At 38.8% G+C, this 24893-nt stretch carries 18 protein-coding genes; 13 read left to right on the top strand and 5 right to left on the bottom strand.

All coding sequences use genetic code 11. The features are described from left to right. Together EP1X_RS05630 and EP1X_RS05625 are read right to left on the bottom strand one after the other, a co-directional pair. On the bottom strand, window positions 1–3625 hold a 3625-nt coding region (locus tag EP1X_RS05630; RefSeq protein ID WP_172672601.1), incomplete at its 3' end, for a right-handed parallel beta-helix repeat-containing protein. Window positions 3626–3820: 195 nt separating this feature from the next. Continuing rightward, entirely contained in the window at window positions 3821–4867 is a 1047-nt protein-coding gene (locus EP1X_RS05625) for a hypothetical protein (protein ID WP_055282523.1), read from the bottom strand. Window positions 4868–4924: 57 nt separating this feature from the next. Here EP1X_RS05625 and EP1X_RS05620 point away from each other — a divergent pair, with 57 nt between their 5' ends. The 8 genes from EP1X_RS05620 to EP1X_RS05585 all read left to right on the top strand — a co-directional run bounded on the left by EP1X_RS05620 (window position 4925) and on the right by EP1X_RS05585 (window position 16908). Next, window positions 4925–7360, top strand: coding sequence for a glycosyltransferase family 39 protein (locus tag EP1X_RS05620; protein WP_055282522.1), 2436 nt, complete (start codon window positions 4925–4927; stop codon window positions 7358–7360). 122 nt (window positions 7361–7482) lie between these two features. Continuing rightward, window positions 7483–9849, top strand: a complete 2367-nt coding sequence (gene ppsA, locus EP1X_RS05615; protein ID WP_055282520.1) for a phosphoenolpyruvate synthase — start codon at window positions 7483–7485, stop codon at window positions 9847–9849. 179 nt (window positions 9850–10028) lie between these two features. Beyond that, window positions 10029–11399, top strand: a complete 1371-nt coding sequence (locus EP1X_RS05610) for an MATE family efflux transporter (protein ID WP_156300712.1) — start codon at window positions 10029–10031, stop codon at window positions 11397–11399. A 33-nt stretch (window positions 11400–11432) separates the two neighbouring features. Beyond that, window positions 11433–12806 (top strand): MATE family efflux transporter, encoded by a 1374-nt coding sequence (locus tag EP1X_RS05605; protein ID WP_253276543.1) that lies wholly within the window; start codon window positions 11433–11435, stop codon window positions 12804–12806. Between the two features lie 54 nt (window positions 12807–12860). Beyond that, window positions 12861–13775, top strand: a complete 915-nt coding sequence (locus EP1X_RS05600; protein ID WP_055282518.1) for a phosphate uptake regulator PhoU — start codon at window positions 12861–12863, stop codon at window positions 13773–13775. Between the two features lie 87 nt (window positions 13776–13862). Further along, window positions 13863–14780, top strand: a complete 918-nt coding sequence (locus EP1X_RS05595) for an isoaspartyl peptidase/L-asparaginase family protein (protein WP_055282516.1) — start codon at window positions 13863–13865, stop codon at window positions 14778–14780. 11 nt (window positions 14781–14791) lie between these two features. Continuing rightward, window positions 14792–15961 carry an MFS transporter gene (locus EP1X_RS05590; RefSeq protein ID WP_055282514.1) on the top strand — a complete coding sequence of 390 codons (1170 nt, stop codon included), beginning with the start codon at window positions 14792–14794 and terminating at the stop codon, window positions 15959–15961. Beyond that, entirely contained in the window at window positions 15958–16908 is a 951-nt protein-coding gene (locus EP1X_RS05585; protein ID WP_055282512.1) for a radical SAM protein, read from the top strand. Before EP1X_RS05590 ends, EP1X_RS05585 begins: the two co-directional genes overlap by 4 nt. Here the strand turns inward: EP1X_RS05585 and EP1X_RS05580 are convergent. Both EP1X_RS05580 and EP1X_RS05575 read right to left on the bottom strand, forming a co-directional pair. After that, on the bottom strand, window positions 16894–17373 hold the full coding sequence (locus EP1X_RS05580; RefSeq protein WP_055282510.1) for a hypothetical protein: 480 nt from the start codon (window positions 17371–17373) through the stop codon (window positions 16894–16896). The two genes, EP1X_RS05585 and EP1X_RS05580, sit on opposite strands and share 15 nt — an antisense overlap. 5 nt (window positions 17374–17378) lie before the next feature. After that, entirely contained in the window at window positions 17379–18302 is a 924-nt protein-coding gene (locus tag EP1X_RS05575; protein ID WP_055282508.1) for a serine/threonine-protein kinase RIO2, read from the bottom strand. Between the two features lie 84 nt (window positions 18303–18386). Between EP1X_RS05575 and EP1X_RS05570 the strand changes: the two genes are divergently transcribed. From EP1X_RS05570 to hydA, 5 genes are all read left to right on the top strand, one after another. Next, entirely contained in the window at window positions 18387–19490 is a 1104-nt protein-coding gene (locus EP1X_RS05570) for an MFS transporter (protein ID WP_055282506.1), read from the top strand. Window positions 19491–19754: 264 nt separating this feature from the next. After that, a complete protein-coding gene (gene hydB / locus EP1X_RS05565; protein ID WP_055282504.1) occupies window positions 19755–20855 on the top strand; it encodes an NADPH-dependent hydrogenase/sulfhydrogenase 1 subunit beta in 1101 nt (366 codons plus the stop codon). Further along, a complete protein-coding gene (gene hydG / locus EP1X_RS05560; protein ID WP_055282543.1) occupies window positions 20855–21748 on the top strand; it encodes an NADPH-dependent hydrogenase/sulfhydrogenase 1 subunit gamma in 894 nt (297 codons plus the stop codon). The genes hydB and hydG overlap by 1 nt, the downstream gene beginning before the upstream one ends. A gap of 10 nt (window positions 21749–21758) precedes the next feature. After that, complete coding sequence (gene hydD, locus EP1X_RS05555; RefSeq protein ID WP_055282503.1) at window positions 21759–22547, top strand: NADPH-dependent hydrogenase/sulfhydrogenase 1 subunit delta; 789 nt, start codon at window positions 21759–21761, stop codon at window positions 22545–22547. Continuing rightward, a complete protein-coding gene (hydA, locus tag EP1X_RS05550) occupies window positions 22547–23827 on the top strand; it encodes an NADPH-dependent hydrogenase/sulfhydrogenase 1 subunit alpha (RefSeq protein ID WP_082391492.1) in 1281 nt (426 codons plus the stop codon). The genes hydD and hydA overlap by 1 nt, the downstream gene beginning before the upstream one ends. Before the next feature lie 70 nt (window positions 23828–23897). Here the strand turns inward: hydA and EP1X_RS05545 are convergent, their stop codons facing one another. Beyond that, a complete protein-coding gene (locus EP1X_RS05545; RefSeq protein WP_055282499.1) occupies window positions 23898–24758 on the bottom strand; it encodes a hypothetical protein in 861 nt (286 codons plus the stop codon). Window positions 24759–24893: the final 135 nt, after the last annotated feature.

Here is a 24893-nt window from a genome sequence, read left to right as displayed (position 1 = left end):
GGGCCATTGAAATCTTCTGGAGGTCCCAGTACTGGTTGGCATTGTTTTCTTCTAATGTGTAAGTTTTGTTGTTGAAATCAAGGTTTCTAAGAACAAGTAGTTTGGTGATTTCTTCTGTAGTCATGTTATAGAGTTCTGTTAGTTTTTCAGTGGTGTTGTAGTATTTGAGCTGGAGTGCAGCTATTGTGGCATCAGGCCCTCCAAATTCATTTACAAGCTCACCAAAGGTCACCAAGTCTTCTCTTGGTATTTCCCATCCTACTGCACCTGGGAGCCATCCGTACCAGCTTGCATACCACCATGCGGTGTAAACATCAGGCCACTTAATGTTAACTGTAGAAACCCAACCAGCAGTGTAGAAGCTCCATTTATACTCTCTTGGATCAGTTCCATATACTATGCGGCCTGCTGTACTCCTATCCCATAAGAGTCTCTCAACTTTGAGGCCTGCTTTTTCAAGCATGTCTGCAACGTAAAGGCCGATTTCTTTTCTATGATCCTCTATTCTGATCACTCCTTTTATTATAACTGGTTCGCCTTCGAAGTACCATGTGCCGTTGATTTTTTCTAGCGTGTATCCCTGCACTGCTAAGTCCTGAGATGCTTTCTGCATGGCCTCCTCAATCATTATTAATGCTTTGTTCTGGTTTCCTTCAGGAGTTAGACCTAGAGCATTATAAACTGGTTCAAAGTATATACCTGCCCCTGAGCTTGGTCGTATTCCTCCAAACATTGGTTGTCCATGGCCACCGAGGTATTCTTGGACAAAGTACTGCCTGTTTAGGAGGAAGTTTAATGCATGTCTAATCTCTCTTATTGCAAATGGATTGAAATAAGTCTTATTATTCACAGTAACCAAATATGGGCTGTCGTCATCGTGCACTGGGTTAAGTTCAATATCATTATAGCCTGTTGTGGTTCTAACTAACTTCAGCTTAGTGATTGTCTCATTGGGGAGACTTTGGATGATATTTCCACTTACACTCCAAAGGAAGATGTCTAAATTCCCCTCTGCGGTTTTAGTAATTCCATCACCCTCAGAATTTGCAAGAGTGATTCTTATCAAATCACTCGCTGGGCCTTTTTGTAGGACAGTATAGTTCCCTGTTAGTGGCGTTGTAAAGCTTAGTATTCTTCCATATGCAGTTCCTATTTCATTCTTTGCGACTGCTCTGAAGTAATAGGTGGTATTTGGCACCAAATCAAAAACTCCAATTTCGAAAGATTCTTCAGTTAATAACACTTGATGTGATGTTGTTTGGGTCAAATTGTCCATAGATAGTCCATATTCAAACCACACTTCTACGGAGGTGCTTCCTCCAGTATCAAGAAGTGTACCTCTAAAGACGGCTGAGGTATTCGTTATCTCTCTAGCTATGTCGGTTAATACTACAGGCTTTATCATATATGAAATCGGATATGGGTCATAATTGTTTGAATCTATATAATATGGCTCCTCTCCAATACCGTCTCCATTAGTGTCCCTTCCCATGTAGTCACTCCAGTAGTTTCCTAGATAGTTTGTGAACTGAGTTCCGGGGATTATTATGGTAGTGCCGTTGTAGTCGTATGAAATTGGCTCTGGAGAGTACCATTGAGCTATTGAATTCTCGAGGATAACGTTTTGGGAGTTTTCAAAGTGATTCAGGTAAAATACGTTGTCAGTGGAGTTATATATGAATACTCCCGTCCAAGCGTTATTTACCACAGTATTGTTCACGAAAGTGTTATTATTAGCTTCCCAAATCCAGAATCCTTTCTCGTTATTAGCAATAAAGTTGTTCTCTACCAAGGAATCTTGAGTATTATACCTGAAGACAACACCAGCGTTTGTTTCTTCCATTCGGTTGTCTGAAATGTAGAGGTTCATGGAATTATCTGCCTGAAATGCTCCATGATTATTGTGTATAAATTGATTACCCATCACAATGGCATTTGTGACAGTATAGAACTCGACACCATTATACCCACTCCCTTCTATAAAGTTGTTAGTAAGAGTTATTTCTCTAGAACTCTGAACTACAATACCTTGGCGAGAGTTGTTTGATACTTTGTTTTCTGAGATAGTTATGTTAATCAGTCCTTCTATCACTATTCCAGCCCCATTATTGAAGATATTGTTCTTAGTGATGTTACTATTGTGGGAGTTTAGAAAGAGATAAATTCCATTATTTGCATTGGTTATCGTGTTTTCAGAGATCTGGAGGTACGGGGAATTATGAGTGTCTATTCCCTGAGCAGTGCTCACATCCCCATGATCTATATAATTCTCAACTATCATGTTATTTGGGGAGTATTGGAGTTGAACGCCATCTTCTCCTGTCCCTTTAATGTAATTGTTAGCAATGACGTTTTTAGTGGCATTCCAAAGGTAGATTCCATCCCCTTCAGTTACATTAAGTATAGTGTTATTGATCACCGAACTGCTATTGGTCCTCTCCAAAGAGACTCCACTGTACTTATTATTCTTGAGGAAATTACCTGAGATAACACTATTTTCTGAATCTACTAATGTAACTCCGCTATATTCATTATTCTGCAGATCATTGTTTGATATTGTCGAATTGTACATGTATTGGGCCCATATTCCCTCGTACGTACTGTTCAATACAGTATTGTTTTCTATAGTAATGCTTGTAGCATTCCAAATCCATATCCCTGTATGATTTGTTGCATACACATAATTAAGCTGTATTATCAGGCCCTCAGAGTTATGAATTTCAATAGCAGGGTACTCACTGTTTAAAAAGCTGTTGTCTATTATTGTGATATTAAGAGAGTCTCCAATAGTTACCCCATTATTATTGCTCTCGAAAGTGTTTTCACTTACTATGTTATCTTTTGATGCCCCAATTGAAACTCCAGCTCCTTGATTCTCGGAGAACACATTCTCAAGTATATCTGTTTCGTTTGTGGATTCTAGAAGGATGCCATCTCCTTGATTGTTTGAAAGGGTGTTGTTCCCTATCACTATATTGATGGAGTGATATAGGAATATTCCAACCCATCCGTTTGAGGAAATTGTATTGTTGTAAATTTCTACGCCATCTGTCTCCCAAATTGTAGTTCCTGTTTCTCTGTTAGAAGTCAAATTGTTGTATCTAACTACAGCTTTGCTTCTTTCTAAAGTTATTCCTTTTTCGGTATTAGTCACTTCATTATGCTCGAGAATAAGCCCTGTGGAGTCCCATCCGTGTATTCCTGAACCTCCGATATCTTGGATTATTGTACTGTATACTGTAACTCCTGAAGAGGCAACTATTGCAATCCCGTCCCACTCAGCATTATACATTTGAGAGGCTTCAATCATTGCATTGCTGACATTTTCTAGCAAGATACTTTGAACTCCCCCATAAATGGTAACATTTCTGATAACAAAGTATGCTCTTGTATTAGCAATATGTATCCCAAATGCCGAACCACTTGCATTAATCACCCAATTCGCGATTATATATGGGTCTTCTGGGGTGCCACTACCACCGATGACACCGTTTTCGGGAGTAAAGCTTTCATCCCCGATAATCTCTATTGGGTTGTGGTTTGGATCTGTAACGGCAGATACTGCACTTATTGGTACTATAGACCAGAGCAATATTACAACTAAAAACAGAGTCACCCTTCTCATGTCTTCTGACCCCCTTATTTGTGGGATCAAGTAACTTCTTGATTTTAGAAAAGCTTGAATTATATGCAGCAATAACAATAATTTTTGTGCAATTCAATATATAAAATTTTTGTTAAATAATATACTATTCTTTACAACAATTGAGCGTATATTGAAAAGATAGACACCTTAAAGTGGTTTGGTAGACGTGTATTCCTATCTACCTCTAAGTTTTGTCTGGATCTCACTCGAATAAACACCACCAAAAAGCAACAACACAGAGAGCAAAAATGCATCAATTCCACTTTCAAGGGCATAGATTAAAGTTGCTAAAACAACACTTGCACTCGCTTTATTCTTTTCTGAGAACTTTAACAGGGTCCCAAGAAGATAAGCTTCTAGTGCTCCGAAGACTCCAAAGTCTGCTATTGGCTGACCAAAGAGAGAGTATGTGTATCTCCCATTAAGAGTGAACATAAAGGCAATTCTCCATCTGGGGTCACTGTGAAGCAAGAGCTTTCCATGGAAAAATCCAAATGGAAGTGAAACTGAGACTATGTTGTGGAACACTAAGAATGTAAAGCCCATTCTTGTTAAGAGACTCTCAAGGTTTCCGCTTAAATATATTACAAACAAGAATACTGGGAGGGCAATAAGAATTCTTTCAAAACTCAGCTTGTTGTCGTAATAGTAAGGCAGAAAATAGAATAGAAATGCCAGAAGCATTAGAGACCTAAAAGTTCCAGCAAAGAATAGGATTTCAAAGAGTACAAAGACTAATGTCTTGAGTTTCCAGTTTAATGTGCAGTATGTCAGAGAGATTCCTCCCAAAAATGCAAAAAGGACAAGTGGTTTGACAAGTTTGAATCTTAATTCCCAATGGAAAAGGGGGACCCCTTCAATGACATAGAGGGAAATTATGGAGAGAATCGAGCCTAAGAGCACAAATTTTGCATATTTTTCAAAAATATTGTATTCCTTAGAAAGGAAGAACATTATTAAAACAGCAAATTGTCCATAACCAGGAAGTGCAAAGGAGATGAGAAAGAGAATGAGCCAGTATACTGATTTTGGTAGCTTTATTGGTTTTAAATATCCAAACACGAAAACTCCAAAGAAGGCCAGTGAGATAAATACAGCAATGAGAATCTGGTTAAAAGGAAGCTCGGTTGCATAAAGTTTTTCACTTAGAAAAGTGTTGGCATAAACCATTAAAAGTAGATGGGTAAAGAACGCAAGACTGAAAAGCTTTAGAGCTTTCATTGAACCACCAACTTTAATAAAGTGAAAAGGATATTAAAAGAGTTAGGGGTGAAAAAGATGAAAAGGTCCAAATTTGCATTATTACTTATAACCTCTTTCATCGTGAGACTGATTCCTCATAGAACTTTGTTACTTGCTGTTTATGATGAATATCTTCACAGAGATCTTACTTTGAGAATAGTAAACAACGGAATAGGGGTACTTTCAAAGGATGTGGGTTCTCTTTTAGGGCTTAAAGCATATAGCTATCCTCCATTATTTCATGTAATAGGCGCGTTTATATATTCCATTTTCAAGACTGATTATGTCTTTTTCATCCTGCCAGCCATCTATGGGGTTTTATCTCTAGTTGCATTCTATTATCTATCCAAGGAGATTTTAGAAGACGAGAAAAAGGCTTTTCTAGCGACTCTTTTAGTAGGTTTTGCTCCAAATTTTGTTTACAGGACGAGTCTCTACATTCCAGAAAATCTGGGAATATTGTTATTTGTAATTGGATTGTGGCTCTTAGTGAGGTTCTTTAAAACTGGAGAACCAAAGTATATAGCATCCTTAATAGTTTTACTACCTATTTACATGGTTACACACAGGGGATGGGTATTTTTTGTTGGTGTAGGGATTCTAATGGCATTTATATACTTCGTTCCTTGGGTTAAGAAACATCTTCATTATTTAGTAGGGTTGGCTTTGATTGGTGTGTTACTTTACTATGCTCCTGTTAGTGGTGAGTTTATAAGAGGTCTCATCTCAAGAATGCCAAGGGAAGAGGTTACAGCTTTAGGATACCTCAAGTGGATTGGTATTATCCAACTAATCTTTGGAGTTCTAGCCACTAAAAGATACTTTGAAGGGGGGCCAATCAGGCAAGGACTAGCTTTATGGGCTTGGTCTTTTATGATTTTTGGGAGTATTGCCTTTAGGTTTAGAGATCCCTATGCTTCGTTACCCCTATCAATAATGGCAGCGGAATTTTTGGTTGATGAAGTATTTCCACGGATTCAATGGGCCTTGGAGAAAATAACCGCAGACATGAGTGGGTGGGGGGCAGGAGTATTTAGAAAGCTACTGTTAAACAAAAGAGTTGTATCTCTTGTGATAGCTTTACTCTTCCTTGGGCCCGTTTTTCAAGGTGCATATTCAGCTTATGCTTACATAACACCCCCGACAGTGAAAGATAAAGAGGCCTTTGAGTGGATAAAAGAGAACACACCGGAAAATGCGGTATTCTTAGTATGGTGGGACCTAGGATATTTATTAATTGGTAACACTCATAGAAAAGACGTAGTGATGTGGAAGAAAGTTTATCAGGGGTTTTTTGAGAAAGCCCCTGACCCTCAGGAGGCAAAGAAGGCATACGCGGATCATGTGGTGATGTTTAGTTCTACTCAGAAAGATAGAGTTTACACTCTAATGAAAGCATACAATGTGAGCTATGTGTATGTGGATAAATACAGAAGAGCCTACGGTCTCATAAAGTATGGGCTTATGGAGTACGCACCTTATGATACACACTTTAAGACGCTCTTTGTCAATGGAAACTCAGAGCTTTACGAGTTTGTTCCAAACCCTCCCTTGCTACCCCCTACTCAGGATAAAATATTATATTCTGGAGAACATGAGAAGTTTGTGGAATTCTTAGAGCGTTTTTGGACAGGTTATAACTATGCCGACTTTGATGATGGATATAAAGGTGATTACTTCCTTAATGCTAGGATAGCTAGGATTTATTCATACCTTTATCAAGAAACCGGAAATGAATGGTTTAAAGAGAGGTATGAATGGTTACTCAGATGGCTCGCGTATAAACAACTTGAAAACGGAGGGTTCCCAGAAGGAGTGCCGCCGAACGATTTTACTCTCTACACTACGTTCACGATAGAGCCCCTTAAAGGATTACCCTTTGAAGGACAGGAAAAAACCATGACTTATCTGAGAAAGAGGATTCAAGAGGATTACATCATGACGACATCGAAAGATAAGAAGGGAGATTTATTTGCCGAAGCCCAGATGTTGCCTATTCTCTATGAGTATGGATTATTCAACAAGACTGTGTTGGATAATATAATAACAAAGATCTTGGATGAACAAAGAAGTGATGGGAGCTGGAAAAAGAGCTTGGGAGGTACAATAGTTACAGCATTTGGCTTAGCCAGATATTACCAACTTAGTGGAGACGAGAGAGTTTTGCCAGCAATTAAAAAGGCAGCAGAGTGGATTAGAGAGCAGCAGGAGGACAATGGTAGATTTAAAGGCGAAAAAGGTTATGGTTATTCAAGAGCCACTTATGCAAATGTTCTTTTTGTTTATCACATTGCAGGGATGGAGCATGAAAAGGAGCAGATGCTTGAGATCATCAAAACCACTTATGATCTTAATAAAGAACCGAGACCATTACAGAGCACATTGGATATCTTTCGGGCTTTAGAGTACATATATGGCATTAGGGATGCTATCAATTTAGTTGAAGGGATAATCTCTTCCCAATCTTTTTGATATTCTCTTTCTTTTGGTCGTTTTGAAGAGTATTTTATGGACTCAAAAGCCATTTTTGGACAGTTAATTTTAAATAGGCTCTCTCTATATCACCCACGGTTATTCTAAAAGGAGGGATCGAGATGGAATATAGATTCATAAAGTGGTTTGAGGAACTGAGAAAAGAAGACGTCCCACTTGTAGGTGGGAAGGGTGCAAACCTTGGAGAAATGACAAGTGCAGGAATACCAGTCCCACCGGGATTCTGTGTTACAGCTGAGGCATACAAGTATTTTGTTGAAAATGTCAAGGTTGAAGATGGAAGAACTCTTCAAGAGTGGATTATGGATGTTGTAAGCAAAACAAATGTTGACGACAGCAAACAACTCCAAGAGAACACTGCCAAGATTAGGGAAAAAATAATCTCAATGGAGATGCCTGAAGAGATAGCTAAAGAAATAGAGCAGGCTTATAAAGAGCTTTCACAAAGATTTGGTAAGGAAGAGGTCTATGTTGCTGTTAGAAGCTCAGCTACGGCTGAAGATCTTCCAGAGGCCTCTTTTGCAGGTCAACAGGAAACATATCTTGATGTTGTTGGTGTTGATGACGTTAAAGAGAAGGTTAAAAAATGCTGGGCTTCACTTTGGACTGCAAGAGCTACCTTCTATAGAGCAAAACAAGGATTTGACCACTCAAAGGTTTACTTGAGTGCCGTTGTTCAAAAGATGGTTAACAGCGAGACAAGTGGTGTTATGTTCACTGCAAACCCTGTCACAAGTGATAGAAGCGAGATAATGATAAATGCCGCATGGGGACTTGGTGAAGCAGTGGTTAGTGGTGCTGTAAGCCCTGATGAGTATATCGTTGAGAAGGGCACATGGAAGATTAAAGAGAAATTCATCGCTAAGAAGGAGATAATGATTGTCAGGGACCCTGAGACAGGTAAGGGAACTGTTAAAGTTTCAACTGCTGAATACCTTGGCCCAGAGTATGTTGAGAAGCAAGTACTTACAGATGAACAAATAATTGAAGTTGCTCAAATAGGTGCCAAGATTGAGGAACACTACGGATGGCCACAAGACATTGAGTGGGCCTATGATAAGGATGATGGCAAGCTTTATATCGTCCAGTCAAGACCTGTTACAACATTAAAAGAGGAAGTTAAAACGGAGGAAGCTGAAATGACTGAAGAAATGAAGGTTCTTCTCAAAGGTCTTGGTGCTTCACCAGGTATCGGTGCAGGTAAGGTTGTCATCATATTTGAAGCTGATGAGATTGACAAGGTTAAGGAAGGAGACATCCTCGTTACCACAATGACCAACCCAGATATGGTTCCAGCAATGAAGAGGGCTGCAGCTATCGTTACCGACGAGGGTGGAAGAACATGCCACGCTGCCATTGTCTCAAGAGAACTTGGTATTCCAGCTGTCGTTGGTACTAAGGAAGCTACAAAGGTTCTCAAGGATGGAATGATGATAACAGTTGATGGTACAAGAGGTGTCGTTTACGAAGGTATCGTTAAGAGCCTTGTTAAAGAGAAGGAAGAGGAAAAAGCAGCTGGCCAAGTTGTAGTGGCTGGAGCTCCACTTGTCACAGCCACAGAGGTGAAGGTAAACGTTTCAATGCCTGAAGTCGCTGAGAGAGCAGCTGCTACTGGTGCTGATGGGGTAGGATTACTCAGAGCAGAGCACATGATCTTAGGTATTGGAGCACACCCAATCAAGTTTATCAACGAGGGTAAGGAAGAAGAACTCGTTGAGAAGCTTGTCGAAGGTATTAGAACAGTAGTTGAGGCATTCTATCCAAGAAGAGTCTGGTACAGAACTCTTGATGCCCCAACTAATGAGTTCAGAGAACTTCCTGGCGGAGAAGACGAACCAGAAGAGAGAAACCCAATGCTTGGATGGAGAGGAATTAGAAGAGGACTTGACCAACCAGAGCTTCTCAAGGCTGAGTTCAAGGCCATCAAGAGACTCGTTGATGAGGGTTATGATAACATAGGAGTAATGCTTCCACTTGTCAGCCATGTTGAGCAAGTAAGAGAAGCAAAGAGAATCGCAAGAGAAGTCGGTCTTGAGCCACACAAGGATGTTGAGTTCGGTGTCATGGTCGAAACACCAGCATCAGCTCTAATTATCGAAGACCTCTGTAAAGAGGGCATTGACTTTATCAGCTTTGGTACAAACGACCTTACTCAATATACACTTGCAATAGACAGAGACAACGAGAGAGTCTTCAAACTTTACGACGAGACACACCCAGCAGTTGTCAAGCTTATCAAGCATGTCATCAAGGTATGTAAGAAGTATGGTGTTGAGACAAGCATTTGTGGACAAGCAGCCAGCGATCCAAAGATGGCAAAGATCCTCGTTAGACTTGGCATTGACAGCCTCTCAGCCAACCCAGATGCAGTTGAGCTCATAAGGAAAGTAGTTGCAAGAGAAGAGCAAAGAATGATGCTTGAAGCTGCCAGAAAGCAGATATACAAGGAAGAAGAGCTCGAATTCTGAGCCCTTTAATTTCTTTTCTTCTTAATTGTTTGTTTTGGATTTTAATGCCTTTTTTGCGGATAATTTATCCATAATAAGCTTTTTATAATAACGTTTCGATTTTCATTTAATTAATCTCGATGTGCAATTTTGAAAGAACATATAGTAGATGATCATCAAATCCTCAGTTGGTGGAGAACTTGGATGGGGAGAAACTCCAAGCAATGCGACAAGAAATCGTAGAGGGAAACATAGAGAGAACTATGCTTAAGTTAGCTTATCCATTGATTATTAATAACATGGTCCAAGTTCTTTACAACTTAACTGATACGTTTTGGCTTGGCAGGCTTGGTACAGAGGAACTTTCTGCCCCAGGAACTTCTTGGCCTCTTGTATGGTTCTTCATGAGCATTGGAATGGGATTTACAACTGCTGGATTTGCCTTTGTAAGCCAGTATGTTGGGGCAAAAGATTATGAAAAAGCTAATCGAGCTGCTGGTGCTTTATATTCACTTATGATGATATTCTCAGCGTTTGTAGCCATATTTGGTTTAATTATAGCGCCTTTTGCACTCAAGTTTATGAAGGTTACACCAGAAGTTTACCCCTATGCTCTTAGTTATATTAGAATAATTTTTATTGGAATACCTTTCTCGTTTACATTATTCGCCTTCAACTTCCTCTTAAGAGCAGTTGGAGATACAAAAACACCAGTAAAAATTAACATGTTTACGGTTTTCCTTAATATTATTCTTGATCCTCTCCTTATCTTCGGATGGCTGGGATTTCCGAAGTTGGGGGTTATAGGTGCTGCTGTTGCTACGATGTTCTCAAATAGTGTTGGTTCATTAATTGGAGGATATTTACTCTTCAGGGGGAAGGTAGGGATACATTTGACCCTTGAGAACCTTAAGCCTGAATGGAGCTTTTATGAACGCATTTTTAGAGTCGGTTTGCCTTCAAGTGTAGGCTTTTCTACAGATGCTTTTGGATTTGTAGTCCTTACGAGGATAATTTACATCTACGGAACTGTTGCCTTTGCTACATATACAATAGGAAACAGACTTACGAATTTTATGTTCGCTATAGCGAATGGAATAAGCCAAGCAATGGGAACCATGGTAGGACAGAACGTTGGCGCTGAGAAATATGAGAGGGCAAAGAAGATTGCTGAGAGAGCCATGCTTACCAATTTAGTCGTACTGGGAATTGGAACGATAATAGTAGTTGTATTTAGAGCCCAGATATTTGGCTTCTTTATTAAAGATGAGAGAGTGTTAAATGAGAGTGTTAAATTTGTGAGGTATTTTGCATTCTCTTTGCCATTTTTTGGAATTTTTGCTGCCGTAAGTAATGTTTTCCAGAGCTCAGGGCATACAAAGAAGAGTATGATTTTAGGTATGTTAAGACTGTGGATGCTTAGAATACCTTTGGCCTACTCTCTTGGGAAGTTCACTGCAGATACAATAGGAGTATGGCTTGGAATGGGGTTAAGCAATGTGCTAGCTGCTGTAATTGGGTTTTTGTGGTTCTTGAGAGGTTCATGGATGAGAAGAATAATAGACCATTAAGTTTATATATTAACGCTTCGATAAGTATTTAATATGGCAAAGATAGACCAGATGCGGGCAGAAATTCTAGAAGGCAACATAGAAAAGACACTTTTCAGACTAGCTTATCCATTAATAATCAACAATCTTATTCATGTGCTCTATAACATAACTGATACTTTTTGGCTTGGAAAAATTGGAAGAGAGGCATTATCAGCTCCGGGAGTATCTTGGCCTCTTATTGGAACCCTTATGAATTTAGGACAAGGATTTGCTATTGCAGGATTTGCTTTTGTAGGGCAGTATATAGGAGCGAAAGAGTATCAAAAAGCCAATAAGGCTGCTGGGGCATTGTATTCTCTGGTTCTATTTTTTGCTTCTTTAACTGCTGTTGTAGGGTTTCTTATCACACCTAGGGCTTTGGAATTCATGAAGGTTACTCCCAATGTCTATCCTTATGCCTTAACTTATGTTAGGATAATCTTTTTGGGTTTACCATTTTCATTCATGGGATTTGCGTTTAGTGCCCTTATGAGGGCTACAGGAGACACAAAAACCCCAGTTAAGATAAATATCTTCACAGTGTTGCTTAATGTTATTCTTGATCCAATTTTAATATTTGGATTTTTTGGGGTTCCCAGACTGGGAGTGGCTGGAGCTGCGATAGCTACGGTCTTTTCAAATACTTTGGGATCAATAATTGGTACATATCTTCTTTTCACAGGAAAAGCTGGTTTACACCTTACTTTTGCTTCTTTGAGACCTGATTTTGTCTTTTATAAGAAAATTTTTAGAGTGGGACTTCCTTCCGGAATTGGCCAATCTGCGAACAGTTTTGGATTTGTTATCTTAACTCGTATAATCTTTGGCTTTGGTGATGTTACATACGCTGCTTATACAATTACAACTCGCCTTGTGAACTTTCTCACGAGTATCTCTAGAGGGATAAGCATGGCGATGGGAACTATGATAGCCCAAAACGTAGGAGCTGAGAATTATGAGAGGGCAAGGAAGATTGCCGAGAGGACGATGATAGTAAACGTTGCTATAGCAACTACAGCCGTTATTGTCATTGGGGCCTTAAGAGTACCGATTTTTAGAATTTTCCTCGATGATAAAGCGGTTGTTGAGGAAAGTGCAATTGTTTGGAGATACTTCTTAACATCGGTTCCATTTTTTAATGGTCTCTTTGTTGTAGTCAATAACGTTTTTAGAGCCTCAGGACATACAAAGAAGAGCATGATGCTTGGAATCCTAAGACTTTGGGGCTTAAGGATACCTCTAAGTTACTTTCTTGGTTATATTATTATTGGATCCTCTGTAGGAGTTTTCCTAGGTATGGGGCTTAGTAATGTTATAGCCGGGCTTTTTGGTTTTGCATGGTTTTTAAGGAGAACATGGATGAAGAGGATTATAGATGAAGAGTAGGGTATCATAATATTTATATTCTATACGATTCTCTATATAGATCAGGTGATATATATGGAGTTTAGAAAGATACAATTTACGGGAAGAAGCTCATATATAATATCACTTCCAAAAAAATGGGTTAGAGAGAATAATCTGAAACAAGGAGATGTAGTTCCTATAACTATAAACCCTGATGGATCGCTTTTGATATTTCCTAAGGAACCAAGAGAAATAAGTGAAAGTAGAGAGCTTCTAATCTCTAAAGAAATTTCTTCGGACATGGCTGTGAGGTTATTGATTTCTGCTTATATTCAAGGCTATGATATTATAGACGTGAAGTTTACAGAAGACATGCCAATATATAAAGTGAAAATACGCCAAACGATTCAAAACCTTCCAGGACTGGAGATAATCTTAGAAGAGCCACTCAGAATTACAAGTAAAAGCTTGCTCGCTGATGAAGAGGTAAACCTGAGGGAGATCATAGAAAGATTAACTTCAATTTTAATTTCCATGATTGAAGATTTGACACTTATAAGTGAGTTCGAGAAAAAGGAAGTGCTTAGAGATATAAATGGACTAGAAAATGAGCTTGACCGCTTTTATTTTCTAACTTTAAGGGCGGTGAATAAAATTCTCTCTGGAGGAAGCATAGTTAAGGATGGGGGGTTAATTAAACGAAACTTCGATCTTCTTGGAGTGCTGTTTATAGTTCGTAATATTGAAAGGATAGGAGATCATATGGTACGAATTGCTGAAAATTTTGATCCAGATCTTAATATTGCATACTTAAAAGAGATAATCCAAAAAGTGATGAGTCAGATGACTAGAAAAGACCTAAAGAAGATTGATGCAATAATGCTTGAATTAAAAGAACATATAAAGTCAATAGATTATAGAAAATCATTGGCTATGGATAGCTATCGTAGGATACTCGAGTATCTTGAAAATATAGGGGAAACCATAATCAACATGAGTCTAAGCTAATGAGGGCTATGAGTGTATTAAGGCTACTCTCTTTCCGTTTCCATAATGCTTTTAACCTTTCGAAGACATTAATTGATGGTGGCATTCATGAAGGCGATTATTGTTCATGGTGGGGCGGGTACAATAAGAAATGAAGAGAGAATTCCAAAGATTCTTGAAGGAGTAAGAGAGGCTGTTTTAGCGGGTTGGAGAGAATTAAAAAGAGGCTCAGCTCTTGATGCAGTTGAGGAGGCTGTTAAAGTATTGGAAGACAATCCCATCTTTAATGCTGGAACTGGCAGTGTTTTAACCTTGGATGGTAAAGTTGAGATGGATGCAGCTATTATGACCTCTAATCTGGAAGCAGGGGCTGTAGCTGGTGTATGGGGTGTTAAAAATCCAATAAGTGTTGCGAGAAAGGTCATGGAAAAAACAGATCATGTACTCCTTGTGGGAGAGGGGGCCGTTAAATTTGCTCGTTTGGTAGGGTTTGAAGAGTATGATCCAATAACAGAAGAAAGGCTTGAACAATGGAAAAAACTCAAAGAGAAACTTCTCAACGAGGGTTCTATCCCCCACTGGAAAAGAATAAGTGAGCTGATAAGGGAATATCCTGAACTTCTTAGAAGCACGGTGGGAGCTGTAGCATTTGACGGAGAAGAAATTGTGGCTGGCACATCAACAGGAGGAGTATTCCTAAAAATGTTTGGAAGAGTTGGTGATACTCCAATAATTGGAAGTGGAACTTATGCTAATGAATTTGCAGGAGCCTCATGTACTGGCCTTGGGGAAGTCGCTATGAAATTAACCCTGGCTAAAACAGCGACAGATTTTGTTAAATCTGGTATGAATGCTCAAAAAGCTAGTGAAGCTGCCATTGAGCTAGCTACTCGGTATTTTGGAAATGATAATATGGGAATAATAATGGTGGATAGAAATGGCAACATAGGTTTTGCGAGAAATACAAAACATATGAGTGTTGCATATCTGAGAGAGGGTATGGAAAAGCCAATTGCCGACATTTAGGAGATAGGGCCATGGAAAGAAAAGATCTTTGGCTTCTTCACTTTTCGACATTTTTCTTCTTCTTAGGATATATTTTAGTGGCTCCTCTAATTTCTCCGCTTGCTATTCAGCTTGGGGCAACTCCCTTTGTTGTAGGAACTGTGGCTTCAGTCTCATCAATTTTCGCTTTTGCCTTAAAACCAGTAGGGGGGATTTTGGGAGATAGGGGAAAGAGTTTTGAAGTCATGATGCTTGGTACTCTCTTTGGAGCAGTAGCTGGCATGTTTTATGTACTTTCCTTCTTCATGAAAAGCTTGGTGATTTTTGCTGTAGGACGAGCAGTTCATGGAATGGCCGCCGCGTTTTTCTTCCCATCATCTCTCTCAACAGCCATAGACCTTGCACCTAAGGGCAGGGTGGGAGAGACATTAGGATGGAGAGGAACGATGTTTTCTATAAGCCAACTTATAGGTCCCGCATTAGGAGGGTTTATGGCTGATTATCTTGGGTTCCAGTCAGCGTTTTTATTCACCATCATCATTTCTTTAGTCGGATTTCTGTTTGTTCTAAAGGCGTATAGAGAGGTTAGAACTAAAGTAGAGGTAAGAGAGCAGGAGGAAATCAAAGGATCTTACAGAGATTTAATAACGGCTCCATTCATTTTTGCGTCTTTTTCACTCCTTTTCATGGTTTTTGCATATAGTGGGATGTACACATTCCTTCCTGCATATTACAAAATTTCAGGTCTTGGGACAAGCGTTTTTGGTATCTACGCTAGTATTATGGGTGGTTTCAGTCTCTTAACTAGAGTTTTTGGAGGCAGAGAAGCTGATAAGAGAGGGCCTGTACCAGTAGCTTCGATAGGAATCATTTTAATAACTTCAGCATATTTAGCCTTACTTTCGTATTTACTACCTCCCAAGGCATATCTAAGTGCTATTGTCCTTGGAGCAGGGTTTGGTCTAACGGTTCCTTCTCTGCAGATGCTGGCTTTAGCAAATTTGCCTAAAAATATACGTGGAATGGGATCAAGTGTTTATACAATGTTTTTTGATCTTGGTTATCTTTCAGGCCCCTTAATTTTAGGGTACGTTGCAGAGCTTGAGGGGTATGAGAGGATATTCCTCTTCCTCCCAATCCTAACCTTTTTATCCCTCCTAAGTCTCATAATTCTTAAGGTAGTAAGGAGGAGTAAAAAATGAAAATCAGAGTTTCCTATGGAACTGCAGTAATGTTGGGGTTAAAAAGAGGCAGAATGTTAGCAAGGCCCACGACAGCCTATTTTATGACGTATTACGAAGGAAAGTGTCTCAATAATTGTGCTTTCTGTGTACAGGCAAGAGAAAGCAGAGCAGATGTAGAGAAACTTTCAAGAATAACTTGGCCTGCCTTTGATTTAAATGACGTAGTATCTAGACTCGGAGACTCGAAATTTGCAAGGATATGTCTTCAAACTATAGACTATCCAAATCTTGTGAAAGATGTGTTAGTACTTCTTAAGGCATTTTCTGGAGTTGAGCTGCCGGTTTCTCTTTCAATTACTCCTGTAAATAGGGAGTATCTTAGACAATTTAAGAAATTTGGTGTCGATTATGTGGGAGTGGGTTTAGATGCCGCAAGTGAAGAAATTTATAACATGATAAAAGACTCTATGTACACTTGGGATGAAATGTGGGAGTTTGCAAAGAACATTATACAGATTTTTGGAGAAAGAAGAGCGTTTATCCATTTAATCTTTGGGTTAGGTGAAAGTGAAGAGGAATTTTTAGGCACAATTCAAAAGGCATATGATATTGGGGCGGAAGTTTCCATTTTTGCGTTTACTCCAGTTAAGGGGACCACTCTAGAGGGAAGATCTCCCCCAGCTCTTGAAAGATATAGATTGATGCAGATTGGCCTCCATTTAATTAAGAACGGAATAAAAAGGATTGAAGATTTTAAGTTTAAAGATGGAAAGCTCGTTAGTTTTGACCTTTCACGACAAGAGCTTTTCAAAGTGCTTAGTGAAGGAGCCTTCATGACTCATGGATGTCCAGGATGTAATAGGCCGTATTATAACGAAAAACCAAGCAGTGAACCCTACAACTTTCCTATAAAACCAGAGAAAGAATACTTAAATAAAGTTCTTGAAGGGTTATTCCAAAAGTAAACGAATTATGTTTTTGAGTTCATTTGTTTTTAAACTACTCATGATTGATTGGGCTTCTCTGTAATTACCTCTTGCGATGGCATTTATAGCCCTTGAGAAGTCATACAACTCTTCATTTTTCTTCTCTATTACAGTCCCAAAATTGCTACTTAAAGAACTTATTTTATTGTTTTTCTTTATTATTATGAAAATGCTTTTGAGTCTTTCTAATCCTAAGAAATACATTTCTTGGTTTGGAGCGTATAGAATAGCTTTAAAAGCATTATCTATTGCATTTTTATAGTTTTCTTCTTCTATATAGGTCTCCACAAGGCCAAAACAAGCTTCAAAATATAACCATGGATAGGAACCCTTTGCTAATTCCATAACGGTGCTAAATTTTTCTTTTGCTGTTTCTAGTTGTTTATTATTTAAAGCCTTTTGGGCATCTTTAAATACCAGTACTGCAAGTTCTTCTTTTTTCATCTTTGTTACTCCCTTCTAAGGCTCATTTTAAAGGCTGTTTCGAATTCTTCCCAGACTTCTTCCCAATTTAATTTTACTCCCCATTTTTTCTTAAATGAGTTCAAAAGCACTTGTAAATCTCTTTCAAGATAATATTTGGCATCCGGAAACTCTGTTGTTAGATATTGAGGCCAATCAATTATTAATATGTCTCCATTACTTTTAAGGACTATGTTGTAAAGGCTCATATCGGAGTGTATTATGCCAAATTCCACTATCTTTTTGTATTCTTCTAGAACTTTATTAAGTATTTCAAGGGCTTCTTCTCTCGTTAGGTCTGTGTCTGTCAGTTCTATAAGCTCAACGCCTTCTATGAACTCCATGACAAGTGCGTGTCTGTTCCATGCAATCGGTTTTGGAACTTTTGCTATTGGGTTTAGAAGCTGGAGTGCCTCGTATTCTCTTTGGGCAACAAGTCTAGAAATATATAACCATGAAATATGTCTTTTATCTATAAAATCGGGTCTGTAAAGTTTTATTCTTGTATAACTTGTTCTTCCAATTCGGTTAAACTTAACCGCAACTTTTTCTTCGCTGGGAGTTATCCCAATATATACATCGGCCTCTTTTCCAACGCCAATCTGGGTTTGGCTTATTGCTTTGATGACTCCTTTTTGGGCAAATGCCCTTATCACTAAAGCATCATATCCATGAATTGTCAGCTGATAGCCAATATAGCCTATATCACTTCTTCTTCTCACGAGCCCCCAGTTGTCAAGCTTTCCTAATCGATGAGAAGCAGTTTCAATATCAACTTTTGCAAATTTTGCAATATTCTCTAGAGGTACCCATTCGTAATGGCGCATATTCAACTCTACTCCTCTTAATACCTTAAAATCGAGATCTCTCAAGTTTGGATAGACTTCAAGTGCGAGAAGTTTGCTTACCATGTTCCTCCCATTCTCCCTACTTTCTCCCCTTTTTATACTTAACTCTTCGATAAATTTTTAAGCGTTTAACTATTCACCTAAAACATGCGTAAAAAGCTTCTCATACTGCTATCTCTTGGGTGGATATTTAACTATGCTCATAGAATGGCTATTCCTCCTCTTATTCCTATTATTAAAGGGGAGTTTAGTATAACAAATGCTCAGGCAGGGTTGTTAATGACATCTCTTTTGCTTCCTTATGCATTAATTCAAGTACCTGCGGGATATTTTGGGGATAAACTCGGTAGAAAACGGCTTGTTGTAATGAGTATATTAGGATACTCACTGGCAAGTGCTTTTATGCTATTTGCAAGGGATTACTGGCATTTATTGGCTGTTAGAGCACTTTATGGTCTTTTTGCAGGGCTCTACTATGCTCCATCTACTGCATTAATAAGTGAAATTTACAAAGAAAGAAAAGGCTCGGCATTGGGAATTTTCATGATCGGACCTCCCGTGGGAAGTGCGATTGCTCCAGCTATTGCGGTTCCAATAGCCTTAACTTTGGAGTGGAGATATTCATTTTTAGTCCTTTCTCTAATGAGTGCCACAATAGGAGTTGCTTTAATGTTCGTTATTAAAGGGGAAGTAAAACGGGTTGAAAGACCAAGGTTCCAGATTCCCAAGAATATTTTTGGCTTAAGTGTAATGAACTTTCTATTATTAGCTGCGTTCTTTGGAATATTGACTTTTCTTCCTGACTTCTTTGTTAGCAAGGGCAGAAGTTTAGAGGAAGCCTCATTCTATTTTTCTATCCTTTCCATTGTTGGAATTTTTGGATCCATTGCAGGTGGAACAGTATACGATAAAATTAGGGAAGCTAGTTTGGTATGTATTCTGTCCTTTAATGCTATTTTGTCATTCATTCTGGTAAAAACGTCTTATCCGCCACTAGTCCTGCCTTTAGGTTTGTTTTTTTATTCAGTGGGTCCTGCAGTAACAGCTTACACCAGTGAGCATGCAACCCCGGAGAATCTTGGAACTGTTATGGGGTTTGTTAATATGATGGGATTCTTTGGAGCGACGACTGGTCCGTATTTTGTAGGCTTTCTAATCGATAAAATAGGTTACGAAGGGGCTTTTTACTCGATTTCAGGGATGTATTTAGTGAGTATGTTGATACTGGCCTTTGAAAAGATCCGATATTAGGATTTCATTTCGTGTTCTCCAGTGTTTAACTAATACATTCGGGAACAAAAGTCTACATTGATGGAATGTATTAAACCATGTTGTAGTCTTCTGTTGGTTAAATACTTGATTATATAACTTTACAAAGGCAAGCTTGGTGTATTTAACCTTTGGTTAAAAAGCTAAGGGTTTAGAAATCCTTTTTTATACACAAAACAAGGCTTCATTGAGGATGAATAAAAATGTTCATTAATAGTATTTGTGTACATTGGTGGGGTGATAAAGTTGAGGTACGTTAAGTTACCAAAGGAGAATACTTATGAGTTCCTAGAACGTTTGAAGGATTGGGGAACACTTTATGCTCCCATAAAGATATCAGAAAAGTTCTATGACTTCAGAGAAGTTGATGATGTTAAAAAGATAGAGTTCAAGTACAATAGAACAATAATGCCACCGAAAAAGTTCTTCTTCCTACCTAGAGAGAAAATATTTGAGTTCAGCATCTCAAAGGCAGAATACAACGAAGTTATTGAAAATGTGGAACCGTTTATTATTTTTGGAGTGCATGCATGTGATATCTTTGGACTCAAGATAATGGATACAATATACCTTGATGATCTTCCGGACAAGTACTACAAGGTTAGAAGAGAGAAAGGCATAATAATAGGAATAAGCTGTATTCCAGACGAATATTGTTTTTGTAACTTAAGGGAAACAGACTTTGCAGACGATGGTTTTGATTTGTTCTTCCATGAGCTTCCAGATGGCTGGCTTGTAAGGGTGGGAAGCCCAAAAGGACACAGAATAGTGGATAAAAATATCAAGCTCTTTGAGGAAGTAACAAGTCAAGATGTATGCAACTTTAGAGACTTTGAAAACAAGAAGCACCAGCAGTTTAAGTACCATGAGGATTGGGGTAACCTTCGCTATTTGCTTGAGATGGAGATGGAACACCCAATGTGGGATGAACAAAGTGAACTTTGTTTGGCCTGTGGTAATTGTAATTTAACCTGTCCAACCTGTAGATGCTATGAGGTTCAAGACATTCCAAATCTTGATGGAGATACAGGTGTTAGAATTAGAAGATGGGATTCTTGTCAGTTAAGAAGTCACGGCCTTGTAGCTGGAAATCACAACTTTAGACCAACGAAAAAATCTCGTTTTATGAACAGGTATCTATGTAAGAACTCATACAACGAGAAGCTTGGCATAAGCTATTGTGTTGGATGTGGAAGGTGTACTTACTTCTGTCCAGCAGAGATAAGCTTTGTAGAAAACTTGAGGACTATCCTGGGAGTAAAAGACAATTCATGTCCACCTGAGGTTGCGGAGGAGATGCCAAAGAGAGGATTTGCCTATGGCAGTTCTATGGGAGGTGAAGAATGATGAGCACTCCGGGAGAACTCATCCCTAAGGAAATTATGATGCCTAAGGAGAACCCTTATGTCCTTCATAAGGCAAAAGTGCTTAAGCTTTACACATTAACCGAGACAGAGAAACTCTTCCTATTCCGTTTTGAAGACCCAGAATTAGCTGAAAAGTGGACTTTCAAACCTGGTCAATTCGTCCAGCTCACCATTCCAGGAGTTGGAGAAGTTCCAATTAGTATATGTTCATCAGCTATGAGAAAAGGATTCTTTGAGTTATGTATCAGAAAGGCAGGTAGGGTAACCGCAGTAATTCATAAGCTTAAGCCTGGAGACACTGTTCTAGTTAGAGGCCCCTATGGAAATGGGTTCCCTGTTGATGAGTGGGAAGGGATGGATTTGCTCCTTATAGCAGCAGGTCTTGGAACTGCACCTCTTAGAAGTGTCTTTCTCTATGCAATGGACAACAGATGGAAGTACGGAAATATTACGTTCATAAATACTGCAAGGTATGGAAAAGACTTGCTGTTTTACAAAGAGTTAGAGGCAATGAAAGACCTTGCTGAAGCTGAAAATGTCAAGATAATCCAGAGTGTTACTAGGGATCCAGATTGGCCAGGACTAAAAGGAAGACCCCAGCAATTTATTGTCGAGGCCAATACAAATCCAAAGAACACTGCAGTAGCTGTGTGTGGGCCTCCAAGAATGTACAAAGCAGTTTTTGAGTCACTTATAAACTATGGTTACCGCCCAGAGAATATCTATGTGACACTTGAGAGGAAAATGAAATGTGGAATAGGCAAGTGTGGACACTGTAATGTGGGAACAAGCACATCTTGGAAATACATATGTAAAGATGGACCTGTATTTGGGTACTTTGACATAATCTCAACACCTGGATTGCTTGACTGAGGTGAGAAGAATGAGCGAGAAAGTTAAAATTGGATTTTACGCTTTAACTTCATGCTATGGCTGTCAGCTTCAATTTGCCATGATGGATGAAGTGCTCCAACTTTTAGATAAAGCAAACATAGAATGCTGGTTTATGGTAGAGAGAGACAGTGATGAAGATAGAGAAGTTGATATAGCCTTCATAGAGGGGAGCGTTTCCACAGAGGAAGAAGTGGAGCTCGTGAAAAAGATCAGAGAAAAAGCAAAGATAGTAATTGCAGTGGGTTCATGTGCAATTCATGGTGGTGTGCAAAGCTGGGGTAAGGATAAGGGACTTAATGAACTTTGGAAGAGGGTTTATGGCGAATCTCATGTTAAATTTGAACCTAAAATGGCCGAACCAGTAGAAAAATACATTAAAGTTGATTATAAGCTCTACGGATGTCCACCAGAGAAGAAAGACTTCCTCTATGCCTTGGGGACTTTCCTCGTAGGTTCATGGCCTGAGGATATTGATTATCCCGTTTGTGTGGAGTGCAGGATTAAGGGCAATCCTTGTATCCTTATAGAAAAAGGTGAGCCATGTTTAGGTCCATTGACAGTAGCCGGCTGTGATGCAAGGTGTCCAGGGTTCAATGTTGCATGTATTGGATGTAGGGGTGCTGTGGGATACGATGTTGCATGGTTCGACTCACTCGCATTGGAGTTCAAGAAAAAAGGCCTAACAAAGGAGGAAATACTAGAGAGAATGAAAATATTCAACGCTCACAATCCCAAGCTTGAGGAGATGGTTAACAAGATATTTGAGGAGGGAGAATGATGTACATTCCGATTACAGTTGATCATATAGCCCGTGTGGAAGGAAAGGGCGGAATCGAGATAGTAACAAGTGACGAGGGGGTTAAAGAAGTAAAGCTCAACATAATAGAAGGTCCTAGGTTTTTTGAGGCCATAACCATAGGCAAGAAACTAGACGAGGCATTAGCAATTTATCCAAGAGTATGTTCTTTTTGTTCTGCAGCTCATAAGCTCACCGCCTTAGAGGCTGCTGAGAAAGCCGTAGGTTTCACACCAAGGCCTGAGATACAAGATTTGAGAGATCTATTATATATCGGGGATATGATAGAAAGCCATGCCCTGCATCTTTACCTCTTAGTCCTTCCTGACTATCTTGGTTACTCAAATCCTCTCGCCATGATTGACAAATATAAAAAAGAAATAGAATATGCTATGGCTCTCAAAAACATAGGCTCAAAGACAATGGATTACTTAGGTTCAAGGGCAATACACCAAGAAAATGCTATCTTAGGCGGTTTTGGAAAACTTCCAACAAAACGCCAATTCGAAGAGCTTAAGAGAGAATTAAAAGAAGTTCTCCCAATGGCAGAGTACACAGTAGAACTATTTGCAAAACTTGAGCAATATAAGGAAGTTAAAGATGAGGAAATGGTCCACATGGCTGTGAAACCAAGAAACGATGTTTATGGGATATACGGAGATTACATTAAAGTTAGTGATGGGTTTGAGTTCCCTGTGGAGGATTATAAGGAGTATATAGTGGAAAAGGTAGTTGAACACAGCTTTGCAAAGCATTCCTTCTACAAGGACAAACCCTTCATGGTTGGTGCGATCTCAAGAATAGTCAATAATGCTGACCTTCTCTATGGAAAAGCAAAGGAACTCTACAACCAATATAAAGATCTCCTAAGATACGACAACTGCTTTGCTAACAACTTTGCTCAAGCATTAGAGCTTGTATACTTTGTAGAGAGAGCAATAGACCTAATTGATGACATTCTCGCAAAATGGCCTATAAAAGAAAGAGACGAAGTCGAGTTAAAGGATGGTTTTGGAGTAAGTATCACTGAGGCTCCAAGAGGATTACTGGTTTATGCCCTTGAAGTCAAAGATGGAAAAGTCAACTATGCAGATATCATAACCCCAACCGCAATGAACCTTGCAATTATGGAGCGCCACGTGAGAATGATGGCAGAGAAACACTGGCAAGATGATCCTGAAAAGCTTAAATTACTTGCAGAGATGACTGTTAGAGCATACGATCCGTGTATCTCCTGTTCAGTTCACGTTGTGAGATTGTAGCTTTTTCTTTATATTTTTCGTCAATTAAGTGCTCTTTTTAAGGTAAATCCAAAAATAATAAAAATGTCTTTCAGCCCTTGCTGATCTTTGTGGCACTCCCATCATTAAATGGGATTTGGATATAGTTGTCAAGTTCATAAAAATCGAAATTCACGTTCCAAGAATTAGTGTAATAACTTGCAACTTTGTCTTCTGCAATTTCATAGGAGTCTATTACATGAGTGAAAACAAGCCAATTCCACTCTTCATAATGGGCAGCACCAACAATTTTTTTGTTATAAATTACCCAGAGTCTCATATGGTACCTACTAGGTATTCCAATAAAGCTTGTTGCTATATCATCGCCTTTTTCCCACCCTCTCCCTCCATATTCTGGAGGGTCATAAATATATTGTGGAGTTGACAATACGTAGTCTAGCCATCCAACATTGCGGAGAACTCTTTTAACACGATATTTTCTTGTATTCTCCCATACTAGATCTACTGGATCAGCTTTCTCGTATATTCCCTTTCCTATGTATTCCCATGTCCATCTTGGCAGATATGGTTCATTTTCCCACCATGGGTATGGCTCATAACTTGTTGTCAAGATTGTTGTCTTATAGTGGCTTTTTTCTATACTCCTCCCCTTGGCTAGAGTATAAACTTCATTTGGAAAAAGAAGCTTTAGAGTGTATATGCTCATTGCTATCTTTTTCTCTTTTGAGAGTTTATCAACATTAAATTTTGTCCTTAGTTCATTTCCTGTATATACTACTTCATGTAATAAATGACCATTGTGATAACTGAATCTCTCTATAACTAAAACTCTCACAGAATGCTCATTTGCCCATTCCTCGAAGGGGTCTTCATTTTTTGCACATACAAAGTTAGGAAAAGTTAACCCCCCAAAGAATAAAACCACTGCTATAAAACCAATTACTTTTCTCATTTCACAAACACCCAATATTTTTAGAATTTATTCAAATATTTATACTTTTTTATTTTATATTAATCAATATTTGCATTGTTTTTTTTCAAGAAATTGAACATAAAGATTTACAAAATTGATCTCTATCTCTAGCAA

It is taken from the genome of Thermococcus sp. EP1 (genome assembly GCF_001317345.1).
GTDB lineage: Archaea > Methanobacteriota_B > Thermococci > Thermococcales > Thermococcaceae > Thermococcus_A.
Note: the sequence above shows the minus strand (reverse complement) of the source record. Positions and strands in the feature narration are given on the sequence as shown.

What these genes read in the sequence shown, in the direction of transcription:
- EP1X_RS05625 (WP_055282523.1), bottom strand. Translation starts at nt 4,867, where the DNA reads ATGAAAGCTCTAAAGCTTTTCAGTCTTGCGTTCTTTACCCATCTACTT.
- EP1X_RS05620 (WP_055282522.1), top strand. Translation starts at nt 4,925, where the DNA reads ATGAAAAGGTCCAAATTTGCATTATTACTTATAACCTCTTTCATCGTG.
- ppsA (WP_055282520.1), top strand. Translation starts at nt 7,483, where the DNA reads ATGGAATATAGATTCATAAAGTGGTTTGAGGAACTGAGAAAAGAAGAC.
- EP1X_RS05605 (WP_253276543.1), top strand. Translation starts at nt 11,433, where the DNA reads ATGGCAAAGATAGACCAGATGCGGGCAGAAATTCTAGAAGGCAACATA.
- EP1X_RS05600 (WP_055282518.1), top strand. Translation starts at nt 12,861, where the DNA reads ATGGAGTTTAGAAAGATACAATTTACGGGAAGAAGCTCATATATAATA.
- EP1X_RS05595 (WP_055282516.1), top strand. Translation starts at nt 13,863, where the DNA reads ATGAAGGCGATTATTGTTCATGGTGGGGCGGGTACAATAAGAAATGAA.
- EP1X_RS05590 (WP_055282514.1), top strand. Translation starts at nt 14,792, where the DNA reads ATGGAAAGAAAAGATCTTTGGCTTCTTCACTTTTCGACATTTTTCTTC.
- EP1X_RS05585 (WP_055282512.1), top strand. Translation starts at nt 15,958, where the DNA reads ATGAAAATCAGAGTTTCCTATGGAACTGCAGTAATGTTGGGGTTAAAA.
- EP1X_RS05580 (WP_055282510.1), bottom strand. Translation starts at nt 17,373, where the DNA reads ATGAAAAAAGAAGAACTTGCAGTACTGGTATTTAAAGATGCCCAAAAG.
- EP1X_RS05575 (WP_055282508.1), bottom strand. Translation starts at nt 18,302, where the DNA reads ATGGTAAGCAAACTTCTCGCACTTGAAGTCTATCCAAACTTGAGAGAT.
- EP1X_RS05570 (WP_055282506.1), top strand. Translation starts at nt 18,387, where the DNA reads ATGCGTAAAAAGCTTCTCATACTGCTATCTCTTGGGTGGATATTTAAC.
- hydG (WP_055282543.1), top strand. Translation starts at nt 20,855, where the DNA reads ATGAGCACTCCGGGAGAACTCATCCCTAAGGAAATTATGATGCCTAAG.
- hydD (WP_055282503.1), top strand. Translation starts at nt 21,759, where the DNA reads ATGAGCGAGAAAGTTAAAATTGGATTTTACGCTTTAACTTCATGCTAT.
- hydA (WP_082391492.1), top strand. Translation starts at nt 22,547, where the DNA reads ATGTACATTCCGATTACAGTTGATCATATAGCCCGTGTGGAAGGAAAG.
- EP1X_RS05545 (WP_055282499.1), bottom strand. Translation starts at nt 24,758, where the DNA reads ATGAGAAAAGTAATTGGTTTTATAGCAGTGGTTTTATTCTTTGGGGGG.